Genomic DNA, 13,246 nt, shown 5'->3' with positions numbered 1-13,246 from the left:
ACGATATTATTATCATAATCCAAAAAAATGACGATTATCAACGATATATATGTGAAAAATAAAAACTCCTTAAAAATGGCTAAACCCATTTTTAAGGAGCTGTTATTTTTCGGTTAGCAAGCATATTAGGCAGCAACATGCCTAGAATAACGAGAATTATGCCAACAACTTGTAATAAAGTGAGTGATTCGTGCAATACAATAACGGAAACAGTTACAGCAACAGGTAGTTCAATGGCGCTTAAAATAGAGGCTAGTGCGCCACCAACCTTTGGTACTGCAATTGAAAATAAATAAATCGGTAAGATAATACCGAAAAGTCCAAGTGCTAGTCCGAATTTCCATAACCCTTCAGTGAACAATTTGCCGTTCCATGCAATTTCAGGGTTTAAGAAAATACTGATCATAATAAGTGCAACAAAGGAAACAATTAGAACTCTTGATGTCGTTGTAATCCCTTCGACAGGGCGAGAGTTAAATTGGATAAAGCATGCAAAGGTAAATGCAGCCGCAAACCCAAATAGCCAGCCTTGTATTGCAATACCACTTAAATCGACATTCAGTACACCAGCCGCCAAAATAGTACCAGCAAATAAAACGATAATCGAAATGACTTCTGGTCTACTAGGCAGTCGTTTATGGAATATGCAGTCTAACAATAAACCAATCCATGTAAATTGAAAGAGCATGACGACGGCAAGTGATGCAGGTAAATATTTTAATGATTCCCCGTAGACTATACCCGTAATGCCTGTGAAAATCCCTGCACTAATTAAAATAAGTAAGCCATTCTTTGAAAGTTTCGGTAGTTGTCTTTGCGTTATGATAAAGATTGTTGCAACTAGCATAAAGCCGATAATATATTGGCTAGATACCGCCTCTGATGTTGTAAAGCCATGCTGCATAGCTACTTTGACAATTGTCGATAAAATGCCATAGCTACTTGAAGCGATGACGATCAATAGAGGGTAAATTAAATTTGTTTTCATGCTTAATTATTCCACATCCTAAATCTGTTTCACCATATGATGAAATGGTTCGTCTATGATGGACCATGGTTCAGTAATGACAAAGCCCATACGTTCATATAAGCGACGAGCATCTTCTTTCTGTGTTTCTACATTTAATGATAATTTTGTAAATCCTCGTTTTTGCGTTTGCTCGATAGCGAATTGAATTAACAATGTACCGATCCCTTTACCACGAGCCTCTGGCGAAACACAAACTGTATCGATATAGTATTCATCCTCATGAGCCTCTTGATCGATGGTAATAGAAGGGGCATTTTTCTCTTCAAGCCATTTTACGAGATTAGCATCCATTTGAATTGCCTGTGCACCATTGTAATAAACAAGTGTGCCTAATATTTGTTCACCTTCAACCGCCACAAAAGTATTTAAATAAGAGTGTCTGTTATCTTCACGTTGGAAGAGCACTGTTAGTTCCTGTTCAACCTTTGAAGCTGTTTGTTCTCCTGTTAAACGGTTGGCAATATCACCAATCGCATCAATAATTAGTGGAATAACGGCATAAGCATCCTGAGGTTGTGCTTGTCGAATTGTTATACTCATTGTCAAAATCCCTACCTTTCTATAGGCAAGTATAACAAAGATAGAAGATGTCTCAAGCTTTTGAAATATTCACTACTTTACTTTTTTAGAATAAGTATAGAGTCGATTACGGTTAATTTCTGCTACGGGCAGGGCCTTCTGCTCAGTACACTGTAAGCTGCAACCTCGTTAGCGCGCGTTTTGTCCGTTATGAGTTGTAGTCGCGTCCCTCCATTACAAATAACTATATACGTTGGTAGAGAAATACTTTTTTATGACTATCAGAAGGATAAAAAAGACGAAAATCTTTTTAAAAATAATATTAGCGGGCTATTGCTGTTGATTTGTCGTGTGCAGCCGTTTTCTTTGTGGCACTCCTTAGGATGACCATTTCATTAAGCGATATGAATAATAATTGTTGAATGAAATTTGGCGATTAAGGTCGAAAAAAACCGCATGTGCTAATACTTTTATTATTTTTCCGAAAGTTTAAAACTTTATAGGAAATCAACTTTCATGTTAATCTATAATGAATAGACTTTCGGGGGGACAACAATGACAAAGGAAGATAAGGATTTTATTTTAGTCTATGGAGATGCATTTATTGACTATATTGCTGACGATGTAACGAATACATCTTTTACTAAATATATGGGTGGTGCAACGGTTAATGTAGCTGCTGGCATTAGCCGTATTGGTGCTCCATCTGCACTAATTACGATTACTGGAGATGACGAAGGTTCACAATTTGTTCAAGATGGTCTTGCGCAAGAAGGTGTGAACCTTGACTTTGCGGTATTTGACCCTGCAAAACGTGTAAGTGGTGTTTACGTGCATTTAACTGAAGCTTGCGAGCGAATTTTCAAAGATTATGTCGACGAGACGCCAGATTTACAAGTTGATGCAACACAATTAGATGATGCTGCCTTTAAACATGCTTCTGCATTAATTGTGTGCTCAGGTACAATGTTTCATCCAACTGCATTAGCAACTACGAGAGCTGCTGTCGAAAAGGCAAAGGAAAAAGGTGCTATTATTGCAATGGATGCCAATATTCGACCATTACGTTGGAGCAGTGAAGAAGTTTGTAGGGAGACCATTACTTCATTTTTTGAGAATGTAGATATTTTGAAAGTAACTGATGATGAATTATTTTTCTTAACAGAGACAACTAATTTAGAAGATGGCATTGAGCAGTTAAACAGTTACTTAGTACCGATTATTTTAGTAACAGTTGGTGAAGAGGGCACATATGCCGTATTAAACGGGGAAGTTATCCACGTACCAACAGAAAAGGTTGTCCCAGTAGATACTACAGGTGCAGGAGATGCATTTATGGCTGGTGTATTACGCGATGTCCATTACAATGGTTTACCGACAACTGTAGAAGAGCTAGTACGCTGTGTGAGCTTTGGCAATCGATTAGGTGCCCTTGCAGCGACGAAGGCAGGAGCACTAACAGCGCTACCATATTATGATGATATCAAACATTTATTAGAGAAATAAAAGTTCGGAGCGTGCATATGATGGAAAAAAACTATGATGTGTTAGTGAAAGATCGATTATTTTTTGGCGGTGCGCAAGATGCAGATGCAGCTTATGTAAATGAGCAGGTAGATGTTGTAATTGATGTTCGCGTGAATGGATTAACAGCACAAGAACAGCAAGCAGCGCACTATAATTACAACCATATGCCTATCGCTGATGAAGAAGCAGAAGTAGCTCAGTCTATTGAAAAAGTAGCGAAAAAAATAGTCTCTGCTTATGAATCAGGGCAGAAGGTTTATTTTCACTGTGGAAGTGGTGGTGGACGAGCAGGTGTAGCAGCGACTGCTGTGTTAATGGAACTTGGCTTAGCAAAATCGCTACAGTCAGCAGAATCAGCCGTTAAGAAAGCACGCTCACAAGTAACAATCCGTCCAAATATGGCAACGGCTTTAAAGAAGTTGTACGAAAAGTAATGTTTTTTATAAAATATTACCTTGGTATTTAAATTAGTCTTTATGAAACAATTCTATATGAAGTATGTAGCCTGCCATGTCCTATGGCGGGCTTTTTTGAATTTATGTAAACGAGTATGGACAGTTTTCTGGCGTTGCCTAGTACATACTATGCAGCAGCTACAAAAGGTTGTTTTTGCAGAAAATGTGAACTATTACAGGAACAGCACGAATAAAAGAGCTGCGCCGTTACTGCTAAAAGGTGAGCGACTTGAACGGAACTAAATGACTTGTTAGGATTTAGCATTTGATTTTTGTTCTATACATATTAGAACAAAATTGTTATAGTAAAGTTAGAACAAAAAGGCGAGGTGTTTTAAATGGAGGAGTTAGCAAAAATCCCTTGGGCGGTTATAGCGCCAATAATCGTAGTACAAATTATTTTAATGATTATTGCTTTAATTGATCTTCGAAAAATTCACGCAACAAATGGGCCGAAAATTTTATGGGTATTTATTATATTATTTATTAATCTACTTGGGCCTGTTGCATATTTTATCGTCGGGAGAAAACAATCATGACAACATTACTACAAGTAACGGGTTTGACGAAGCGTTTTGCCGACAAAACAGTAGTGGATGCAATTGATTTTACGTTAGAAGAACACACATCCACAGCATTAATTGGACCAAATGGTGCAGGGAAGACAACGACCTTATCGATGTTAACAGGTTTATTAAAGCCATCTTTAGGGAGCGTTAAAATGTTGGGTGGAGATTTACGAACAAATATTGGATTTTTACCGCAATATCCGCAGTTTCAGCCTTGGCTAAGTGCCCTAGAGTTTACGGAAATGGCCGCAAAGTTAAGTGGTGTACCTGCTAAAAAGGCGAAGCAAGAAGCTCAAAAAACATTAGAATTTGTAGGCTTAGGAAATGATCTTCATAAAAAGATTGCAACGTTTTCAGGTGGGATGAAGCAACGTCTTGGTATTTCCCAGGCAATTGTTCATAAGCCTAAATTACTGCTGTTAGACGAACCTGTATCTGCTTTAGATCCAGTTGGACGTAGAGAAGTACTTGATTTATTAAAAGGTTTACAGCAGCAGACGACAATTTTGTATTCAACACATATTTTGAATGATGCTGAGGAAATGACTGACCAGTTATTATTTTTGCGTAATGGTCAACTTGTGGAACAGGGAACATTACGTGAAGTGCGCCAACGTTTTGATGAGCCAGCTTATATCGTAGAATTTAGCACGGTGGAAGAAGCGCAGCATTTTATTAGTCAATCTACATTTAAATGTACAGTTAACGGTAGCTATGTGTACGTAGCCATTCAAGATGAAGAACCGAGCATGCAACAAGTACTTGAACGCCTTACTGCTTATCCATATTTAGTGCGAAATGTAGCACGTCAAACGGCGTCGCTAGAGGATATTTTCATGAAGGTGGCGAAAAGAGCATGAATGGATTTAACGTACTACTTCAAAAAGAATTTCGTGACGCGTGGCGTAGTAGAAAGTTTTTATGGATTCCACTTGTTTTCGCTCTTTTAGGTATGAGTGAACCGCTAACCAGTTATTATATAAAGGATATTCTAAAGGCTGTTGGCAATATGCCTGAAGGTTTTGAAATGTTGATGCCAGAATTAGTACCTGCAGATTTAATATTATCTACAATTAGTCAGTTTCAATTAATTGGATTACTCGTGCTTATGGCTTCTTTTGTAGGCTCTATTAGCAAAGAACGCTCAAATGGTTTGGCTACCTTATTGTATGTACGACCTATTTCTTTTGGAGCATTTTTTATTAGTAAGTTTTTAGTTGTCAGTACAGTAGGCTTTGTCAGTATAGTAGCAGGATTTACGGCAAGTGTTTATTATACGGTTGTGTTGTACGGAACATTTGAGATAGGGACTCTTTTAGCAAGTGTTTGTACGTATTTTATATGGTTGTTATTTGTTTTAGCAGCGACACTCATGATGAGTGCGATGTTTAAAACAGTAGTTGCAACAACATGCGCATTTATTTTAATTTTTGTAGGTCAAATTATTGATGGGCTCGTAGGTACGTTTTGGACAATTTCACCGTGGAAGTTACCACTATACGGTGTTCAGCTAATACGCGGGACAATGGAAATGTCTGATTATTGGTGGAGCCTAGTTATTACAATAGTTCTTATATGTCTTTGTATTACTATCGGCATTTTTTCAATGAAGAAAAACGCTTCAATGGCTAAAATATAACAAGAAAAATCCACTTAGACTTCTGCGGCTTACAACATGCCCGCGGAAAGCGAAGTGGATTTTGCCGTATTAGAAAGTCAGATATTATGCATAAGAGTGAAATATGGAATTGCCCTTTTATGTGTCCAGATGGCACAGCTAGTAGGGCATTCTTTATATCCAGTAAAAATCCACGAAGACTCCTGCGGGAACGCACGAATGTAAGACGCAACAAACAGCGCGTACGCGAGGGTTGCGGCTTACAACATGCCCGCGGAAAGCGAAGTGGATTTTTACGCTTTAGAAAGTCAGATATGTACGAACTTTTCTTGGAATATCCATAACTTAGGAATATAATGTAGCTATAACTTATGATTTGTCAAATAACTCGAAAAATATAAAATCTTGCTATGAGAGTAGGTGATAAGATTGGCTACACAAAATTCCGATCGCTTTCTCACAGCCTTTAATCGAATTGACCATCGACTAAGGGATATTATCGGTGCGAAAGATTTTATGCCTTTTTACCGTCTCGTGGACCAGGCGAAAAAAAAGGACGTTTTAGTACGTAAATATGAGGATGATTTACGCTCCTATGCAGATTTACGCAATGCGATTGTTCATCATCGTACATCTATGGAGTATGTAATTGCAGAACCACACGTAGATGTAGTAGAGCGCATTGAATATATGGACGCTACTCTTGCAAAGCCCACACTAGTGGGACAAATGTTTCGAAAAAAGGTGCTTGTATTCCAAGAAAATGATTCATTAAAGCATGTATTAAAGGTTATTCGTCAACGCAAGTTTACACAGTTTCCTGTTTATAATAAAGACCAATTTAAAGGGCTTGTGACTACTGTTGGCATTACAAATTGGCTTGCATCTGTAATGGGAGGCAACCATGTGCCGAAACACGTTCCTACATTGCATGATATCTTATTGCACGAAAAAAATAGAGTGAATTACAAATTTGTGAGTAGATACATAACGATTTATGAGGCGGAAGAAATATTTAAACAGGGCGTGGAAAGTGGAAAGCGTTTTGAGGCGATATTGATTACGGAGCATGGGAAAACACAACAAAAGCTGATTGGCATAATTACACCATTAGATATTATGAAAATAGAATAGGCAAGACGATACAAGCTGTTACGGGCTTGATCGTCTTGCTTTATCTTTTAGGCTAATGTATAAGGAGCCATTCGTTTGAACTTGTGCAAAGTAGACATCTTCATAGGATTGGACATTTTGCTTTTTCAGCTTTTTCATTACCCAATCTTCAGTCAATTCAAGTTCCACAATATTTTCTTTAATAAGCTGTCCATCCGATATTACTTCTGTTGGTAAATAAGTAGGCGGAGTGACATCGGCTTTTATATCTTGCTTCGTTGAGGGCTGTTCTGCTGGCTTCAGCAATACGCTCAAATTACCGGTAGTTTCTAATAAAGCGTATTGGACATCCTGAACGGAAAATACAGATTGTTCGCGTAACATCATCGTTAACTCATCCATGTGCAAGCGATTTTTCTTTAGTCCTGATTCTAAAATAAGGCCATTCTGAATGACAATGGTTGGTTTATCGTCAATCAGCACACGTGCTTTTTTAGATTTGATAGTAATAACGGTCATGAGATACGTTAAAACGCTCCACCATATTAGTGCAATAAGTCCTTCTAAAAAAGGTGTCTCAGATTGTGCTGCAATTTCTGAAGCGATCGATCCAAATGTAATACCTGTTGTATAGTGGAAAAATGTAAGCTGGCCTAGCTGTTTTTTACCAAGTAATCGTGTAACAATGAGTAATGCAAAAAAGGAAAGGGTTGCTCTAATTACCATTTCCCAAACATTGGCGTGGAAAAATTCATCTACAGTCATACAAAAATCAACTCCTTAGAACTGCTATCGAGAAATAGCTTGTGCAAAAAGAGGAATTGTATGCGACAATCATTTATAAATTAGGTTTTTGAAAAAATAAGGAAGTGTGGTGGTAGCATGAACAAACAAATAGAAAATTCTAACAATCCTGTCTTTCCGATTATGATTGCTATTGCCGTTGCCCATCTTATCAATGATACGATGCAATCTGTTATACCTGCGATGTTTCCAATATTGAAGAGTGAGCTCGGTTTGACCTTTACGCAAATCGGGCTTATTTCATTTGTATTAAACATGTTTGCCTCAGCTCTGCAACCCATTGTAGGCTACGTCAGCGATAAAAAGCCAATGCCTTATGCTTTACCTATCGGAATGATTAGCTCATTTATAGGGATTTCCATTTTAGCTTTCACAACGCAATACTGGGTAATTATTATAGCCGTATTATTTTTAGGCCTTGGTTCAGCAATATTTCACCCGGAAGGTTCACGCGTTTCATTTATGGCAGCAGGCTCTAAAAGAGGGCTTTCACAATCAATTTATCAAGTTGGCGGGAACTCTGGACAAGCGCTTGCGCCATTAATTAGCGCTTACATTTTGGACATTTTTGGACAACGTGGAGCAGCTTTTGTGCTTATTGCGACAACGATAGGAATTATATTGTTGAGTAAGATTGCCAAATGGTATAAAAAGCAGTTGGAGCTAGAACGTCTATCCAAGAAAAAACGCACATTAGTATCATCTTTGCCTCCACTGACAAAGAAACAAGTGGGAATCGCTTTAACATTATTATTTACTATTATTTTTGCACGATCATTTTATACAACGAATATAACAAGTTTTTATGTTTTTTATTTAATGGATCATTATAATGTTAGTCTGCGACTTGGACAAATTTTAATTTTTACTTTTATGGCTTTTGGTGTTGTTGGCACGTTTTTTGGGGGATCATTATCTGACCGTATCGGTAGAAAAAATGTAATTTTACTTTCAGTCGTTGTGCCAATGCCATTCTGTTTAGCATTGCCATATGTACCGTTATGGATAGCAGCAATATTTTTAGTTATTATCGGCACATTAATTATGATTAGCTTCTCTGTAACAGTTGTTTATGCACAAGAGCTTGTACCAACTAAAATTGGGACAATGGCGGGATTAACGACTGGCTTTGCATTTGGTATGGGAGCAATTGGAGCAATTGTAATTGGAGTGTTAATGGATCATAAAGGTATTGATTTCACAATGTTGATTGTTTCTTTACTGCCATTATTATTACTAGTAGCATTTTTCTTACCGAAAGATAAACCTGCATCTGCTTTGTAAGAAAAATACACGCCTCTATACAGGAGGCGTGTCAGCTAGGTGTATAATTAAAAAGGGAAGAATCCGTTTAACGGCTTCCTTCCTTCACTTCAATCTAGTCACCGTTGCAATAGAATCAACATTGCTCAAAAAGTAGGAATTAGGCGTTTTAAATGCGTGATTACAAACTATTGCCGTAATGGGGATGTAAATTCTGCTGGTAACTTTTCTTTATCATTCACCAAGCCCTCAGTAATATGAATTTCATGCATTTTATCGTTGTAAGTAAATTTAAATATCCCATTATCAAAATCAGTGCCAATTTCTTTGAAGAAGATGCCTTCAATTGAAACATACCGTGGACAAGTAAATGCTATTTTAAAATTGTCCTGGTCTTTAATCAAATAGGCACGTACACCTTTTTCGTATGTATCATAGGTGTCATCTTCAGTTGGACGTTGGACAGCTACAATGTGGAAATCTACAAAAGGAACCTCTTTTAATAGGACATTCAGGAATGATCCCTTTGTTATTTCCTCCCAACGGCTTTGTGCACTTTGACCAACGATGATTTGAGAAATGCCGTAATTTTTTGCTACTTCAGCAATGACCTTTTGAATAGGACGTTTTTCGTTATCTAGTAAAATGAATTTTTCAACATCAAGCTCTTCGGCTAGGTCTTTCCACTGTTCGATGTAACCAGATTTCTCAGCATCAAAGGCATCGAGGGGTTGTGAATCGACCGAAAGAATATAGAGTGGGCAATCGAGCATCATGGCCATTTTATGACCTCGACGAATTAAGCGCTCCCCATTTAGTCCATAGTAGACACAAACTAAAATACTTTCGTCTAATCTCCCTTTAACATGCTTCATTAAAAATATACACCTCTTTATCCTATTGTTATTTTGTTATTTGTACTGCGAATTTTGAAAAAAATATCCTAAAACAGCTAAAATGAAGGCTGTTACAGTGCATTATGCTTATTTATATTGTATACTTTAAAGTGAATAAAAGTTAATGACGATATACGGGAAACCCTTAAGGAATTCGGCTTATATCCATGTTCTATGATTGTTTTGTTTATGCATAATGTGAATTTAAATGAATAGCTTCCATATGCCACATTATTATGCAGTGAGTTAAATAGATAGTCAAGTGTTGATGCAATTAAACATTTATCAAGTGTCTAATGTACGATACATGTTCGGTATCCACATCGATTAGTACAGGTAAACATCCAAATTTAGAAGAGTTCTGATATATTCATTCAACTTTTTGTCTACTATGTACCTCTTTAAGAAGGGGATAGCAGGCTTGTATTTTACAGTAGTTATTCAAACGCTGCTGAATAACGTTAAAGCAACGGCGAATGTCAAATATTTTGTAAGGAATAATTTAGGAGCTATTTTATAGTATGCATATATGTACTATCAGCTAACTGACCTGTATCATGCAGGCCTAAAAATACAAAATCTCGGGCGCAAAATTGCTGGACGAAATTGATTGTAGGAGGTTTTCATTTGGTTACAGTTCTCATTGCGATACTTTTACCATTTGTATGTGCCGCTCTAATCCCTTTGCTCTATAGGCGACTAAGGCGTGTTATACATTTAGGCTGGTTTGTTTTATCCGTTCCAATCATATTGTTTATTTTACTCGCACGGTACATTCCTCAAATTGCCGAGGGTAAAACATTTATTCATACATATGAGTGGATTCCCTCTTTTGATATAAACTTCACGACATATCTCGACGGGCTCAGCATTATTTTTGGTTTGCTGATTACAGGTGTAGGTAGTTTAGTTATTTTATATTCAATTTTTTATTTATCAACGAAAGAATCTCTTCATCATTTTTACTGCTACTTATTACTATTCATGGGCGCTATGCTCGGCGTCGTCTTTTCAGATAATTTAATGGTGCTGTATACATTTTGGGAATTAACAAGTGTGTCTTCATTTTTGTTAATTGCATTTTGGCATCATCGTAAAGCTTCACGTGCTGGTGCACGAAAAGCAATGACTATTACTGTTTTCGGTGGTCTTTCAATGCTTGCGGGTTTCCTAATGCTATATGTAGCTTCAGGAACATTTAGTATTCGCGACATAGTAGCTAACGTAGAGCTAATACGGGAACATTCACTATTTGTTCCAGCGTTATTGCTAATTTTAGTAGGTGCTTTTACTAAATCCGCACAATTTCCTTTTCATATTTGGTTGCCTGATGCGATGGAGGCCCCAACTCCTGTTAGTGCCTACCTCCACTCGGCTACTATGGTGAAAGCTGGGATTTATTTAGTTGCACGTTTTTCTCCAGTATTTGGTGGTGAGGCTATTTGGTTCTGGCTAGTTAGTGGAATTGGCCTTTTAACATTGTTCTGGGGCTCGTTCAATGCAGTACGTCAAACAGACTTAAAGGCGTTACTAGCGTTTTCAACAGTTAGTCAGCTTGGGTTAATTATGAGTTTATTTGGTCTTGGTTCCGCAGGGCATTATTTTGGATATGCTGAAAGTTCAATCATATATACACAAGCGAGTTTTGCGGCATTGTTCCACCTTATTAATCACTCCACATTTAAAGGGGCATTATTCATGATGGTTGGTATTGTTGACCATGAAGTTGGAACACGTGATATACGTCGTCTCGGTGGTTTGATGGCGTTAATGCCGGTGACATTTACGATAGCTGTAATAGGCGGATTATCAATGGCGGGATTACCTCCATTTAATGGTTTTTTAAGTAAGGAGATGTTCTTTACGGCCGTGTTACAAATTCGTGAGGTCAATATCTTTTCTATGGATAGTTGGGGTGTTTTATTCCCTATCGTGGCATGGGTCGCAAGTATTTTTACGTTTGTTTACAGCATGATTTTAATTGCTCATACATTTTTCGGTAAATTGCAACCTGCTAAATTGGATAAAAAACCACATGAAGCCCCGATTGGGATGCTCATTTCGCCAATAGTACTTTGTTTATTAGTAGTCGCAATTTTCTTCTTTCCAAACGTCCTTGGCCATTATATTTTAGAGCCTGCAATGGCTAGTATTTATCCAACATTCCCATCAGCTAGTGAATTAACACCACATATTTATGCATGGCACGGTGTTAATCCTGAATTGTTGATGACCATTGGTGTAATAATTGTCGGCATTATTTTATTTAAAACATTAAAAAGCTGGAAGCCTCTATATCGTATTTTTTCACAAAACTATACGTTTAACACTTACTATAATCGCCTTATAGAGTTTAGTGAAAAAGGCTCTATGAAGTTCACTAATCGTTATATGTCAGGCAATTTAACACATTATTTTGTCTATATCTATGTGTTTTTTGTCGCGCTCATTGCAGGATATTTTATATGGTCTGATGCCATGGCATTTGATTTTGCAAAGGATTCACCAGTAGAGTCCTATGAGCTTATTTTAGTGTTTGTTATGATGTTTGCTGCAATATGGATGATTTTTGCAAAGGGACGGATTACGGCTATGCTATTGAACGGCGTTCTTGGCTATTCGATCGCATTCTTCTTCGTAATTTTCCGAGCACCTGATTTGGCACTTACGCAACTAGTTGTTGAATCCGTGACAACAGCATTGTTCCTATTGTGTTTTAAATTTTTACCGGATTTAATGCCTGAATCCTCACGCAAAAGAGTGAAGTTTTCAAATGCTGTTATCGCCATTTTTGTAGGTGCAACGGTAACGTTAGTTGGTTTAGCTGTCGTGCACTATGACCGCTTTGAAACGGTCGCGCTGTACTTTAATGATGCGTATGACTTAGCTGGCGGATCAAATATTGTTAACACTATTTTAGGGGATTTTCGTGCGTTTGATACGATGTTAGAGGTTGTCGTTCTTTTAATTGCTGGCTTAGGCGTGTACACGCTGACAAAGCTCAAGCCACGAAAGAAGGAGGCAGACCATGAAAATTAATGACGTTATTTTACGTACTATTACAAAGGCTGTCGTATTCATTATTTTAACGCTTGGTATTTACTTATTTTTTGCAGGACACCATGCTCCGGGTGGAGGTTTTATAGGTGGTCTCGTGCTTGCCTCGGCAATAGTACTGCTATATTTAGCTTACGATATTGAAACAGTGCACAAAGGGATGCCGTTTGATTTTAAAAAGGTAGCAGCACTGGGCGTATTATTAGCGACAGGTACGGCCATCGGTTCGCTGTTTTTTGATGTACCATTTTTATCACAAGCATATACGTATATCGATGTGCCGATTTTCGGAAAAATGGGCTTCTCGACTGTTACTATTTTTGAAGCTGGCGTGGCGTTAACGGTTGTTGGCGTTGTTGTGACAATTATTTTAAGTATAAGTGAGGATGAATAGC

The 13,246-nt window shown here is 37.6% G+C and carries 13 protein-coding genes; 9 read left to right on the top strand and 4 right to left on the bottom strand.

The genetic code is table 11. The annotated features are described in order from the left end of the window. Nucleotides 1-91 precede the first annotated feature (91 nt). Complete coding sequence (locus tag ACIP9G_RS21300) at nt 92-988, bottom strand: EamA family transporter (protein ID WP_340821388.1); 897 nt, start codon at nt 986-988, stop codon at nt 92-94. Nucleotides 989-1,006: 18 nt separating this feature from the next. Further along, complete coding sequence (locus tag ACIP9G_RS21295; RefSeq protein WP_401022080.1) at nt 1,007-1,570, bottom strand: GNAT family N-acetyltransferase; 564 nt, start codon at nt 1,568-1,570, stop codon at nt 1,007-1,009. 534 nt (nt 1,571-2,104) lie between these two features. Here ACIP9G_RS21295 and ACIP9G_RS21290 point away from each other — a divergent pair. From ACIP9G_RS21290 to ACIP9G_RS21265, 6 genes are all read left to right on the top strand, one after another. Further along, nucleotides 2,105-3,055 (top strand): carbohydrate kinase family protein, encoded by a 951-nt coding sequence (locus ACIP9G_RS21290; RefSeq protein ID WP_401022078.1) that lies wholly within the window; start codon nt 2,105-2,107, stop codon nt 3,053-3,055. 17 nt (nt 3,056-3,072) lie between these two features. Continuing rightward, the gene (locus ACIP9G_RS21285; RefSeq protein ID WP_401022076.1) at nt 3,073-3,510 is read left to right on the top strand and encodes a protein-tyrosine phosphatase family protein; all 438 of its coding nucleotides are present in this window, start codon (nt 3,073-3,075) and stop codon (nt 3,508-3,510) included. A gap of 359 nt (nt 3,511-3,869) precedes the next feature. After that, nucleotides 3,870-4,070: a PLDc N-terminal domain-containing protein gene (locus tag ACIP9G_RS21280; RefSeq protein WP_340821383.1), complete on the top strand. Its 201-nt coding sequence runs from the start codon at nt 3,870-3,872 to the stop codon at nt 4,068-4,070. Beyond that, on the top strand, nt 4,067-4,960 hold the full coding sequence (locus ACIP9G_RS21275; protein WP_401022074.1) for an ABC transporter ATP-binding protein: 894 nt from the start codon (nt 4,067-4,069) through the stop codon (nt 4,958-4,960). The genes ACIP9G_RS21280 and ACIP9G_RS21275 overlap by 4 nt, the downstream gene beginning before the upstream one ends. Then, nucleotides 4,957-5,739, top strand: a complete 783-nt coding sequence (locus ACIP9G_RS21270) for an ABC transporter permease (protein WP_401022071.1) — start codon at nt 4,957-4,959, stop codon at nt 5,737-5,739. The genes ACIP9G_RS21275 and ACIP9G_RS21270 overlap by 4 nt, the downstream gene beginning before the upstream one ends. Before the next feature lie 408 nt (nt 5,740-6,147). Continuing rightward, entirely contained in the window at nt 6,148-6,852 is a 705-nt protein-coding gene (locus ACIP9G_RS21265) for a CBS domain-containing protein (RefSeq protein WP_340821380.1), read from the top strand. Nucleotides 6,853-6,870: 18 nt separating this feature from the next. On the opposite strand, the gene ACIP9G_RS21260 is transcribed toward ACIP9G_RS21265, so the two are convergent. Further along, entirely contained in the window at nt 6,871-7,596 is a 726-nt protein-coding gene (locus ACIP9G_RS21260; RefSeq protein WP_401022069.1) for a DUF421 domain-containing protein, read from the bottom strand. A gap of 117 nt (nt 7,597-7,713) precedes the next feature. Here ACIP9G_RS21260 and ACIP9G_RS21255 point away from each other — a divergent pair, with 117 nt between their 5' ends. Continuing rightward, entirely contained in the window at nt 7,714-8,919 is a 1,206-nt protein-coding gene (locus ACIP9G_RS21255; RefSeq protein WP_401022067.1) for an MFS transporter, read from the top strand. 167 nt (nt 8,920-9,086) lie between these two features. Here ACIP9G_RS21255 and ACIP9G_RS21250 read toward each other — a convergent pair whose 3' ends face one another. Then, nucleotides 9,087-9,773, bottom strand: a complete 687-nt coding sequence (locus ACIP9G_RS21250) for a histidine kinase (protein WP_340821377.1) — start codon at nt 9,771-9,773, stop codon at nt 9,087-9,089. A gap of 648 nt (nt 9,774-10,421) precedes the next feature. Between ACIP9G_RS21250 and ACIP9G_RS21245 the strand changes: the two genes are divergently transcribed. Then, the gene (locus ACIP9G_RS21245) at nt 10,422-12,833 is read left to right on the top strand and encodes a Na+/H+ antiporter subunit A (RefSeq protein ID WP_340821376.1); all 2,412 of its coding nucleotides are present in this window, start codon (nt 10,422-10,424) and stop codon (nt 12,831-12,833) included. After that, nucleotides 12,823-13,245 carry a Na(+)/H(+) antiporter subunit B gene (locus ACIP9G_RS21240; protein ID WP_340821375.1) on the top strand — a complete coding sequence of 141 codons (423 nt, stop codon included), beginning with the start codon at nt 12,823-12,825 and terminating at the stop codon, nt 13,243-13,245. Before ACIP9G_RS21245 ends, ACIP9G_RS21240 begins: the two co-directional genes overlap by 11 nt. The last annotated feature ends 1 nt before the right edge of the window (nt 13,246 follow it).

The organism is Lysinibacillus sp. NPDC093197, from assembly GCF_044754025.1.
GTDB lineage: Bacteria > Bacillota > Bacilli > Bacillales_A > Planococcaceae > Lysinibacillus.
Note: the sequence above shows the minus strand (reverse complement) of the source record. Positions and strands in the feature narration are given on the sequence as shown.

What these genes read in the sequence shown, in the direction of transcription:
- ACIP9G_RS21280 (WP_340821383.1), top strand. Translation starts at nt 3,870, where the DNA reads ATGGAGGAGTTAGCAAAAATCCCTTGGGCGGTTATAGCGCCAATAATC.
- ACIP9G_RS21300 (WP_340821388.1), bottom strand. Translation starts at nt 988, where the DNA reads ATGAAAACAAATTTAATTTACCCTCTATTGATCGTCATCGCTTCAAGT.
- ACIP9G_RS21290 (WP_401022078.1), top strand. Translation starts at nt 2,105, where the DNA reads ATGACAAAGGAAGATAAGGATTTTATTTTAGTCTATGGAGATGCATTT.
- ACIP9G_RS21240 (WP_340821375.1), top strand. Translation starts at nt 12,823, where the DNA reads ATGAAAATTAATGACGTTATTTTACGTACTATTACAAAGGCTGTCGTA.
- ACIP9G_RS21250 (WP_340821377.1), bottom strand. Translation starts at nt 9,773, where the DNA reads ATGAAGCATGTTAAAGGGAGATTAGACGAAAGTATTTTAGTTTGTGTC.
- ACIP9G_RS21260 (WP_401022069.1), bottom strand. Translation starts at nt 7,596, where the DNA reads ATGACTGTAGATGAATTTTTCCACGCCAATGTTTGGGAAATGGTAATT.
- ACIP9G_RS21275 (WP_401022074.1), top strand. Translation starts at nt 4,067, where the DNA reads ATGACAACATTACTACAAGTAACGGGTTTGACGAAGCGTTTTGCCGAC.
- ACIP9G_RS21255 (WP_401022067.1), top strand. Translation starts at nt 7,714, where the DNA reads ATGAACAAACAAATAGAAAATTCTAACAATCCTGTCTTTCCGATTATG.
- ACIP9G_RS21285 (WP_401022076.1), top strand. Translation starts at nt 3,073, where the DNA reads ATGATGGAAAAAAACTATGATGTGTTAGTGAAAGATCGATTATTTTTT.
- ACIP9G_RS21295 (WP_401022080.1), bottom strand. Translation starts at nt 1,570, where the DNA reads ATGAGTATAACAATTCGACAAGCACAACCTCAGGATGCTTATGCCGTT.
- ACIP9G_RS21270 (WP_401022071.1), top strand. Translation starts at nt 4,957, where the DNA reads ATGAATGGATTTAACGTACTACTTCAAAAAGAATTTCGTGACGCGTGG.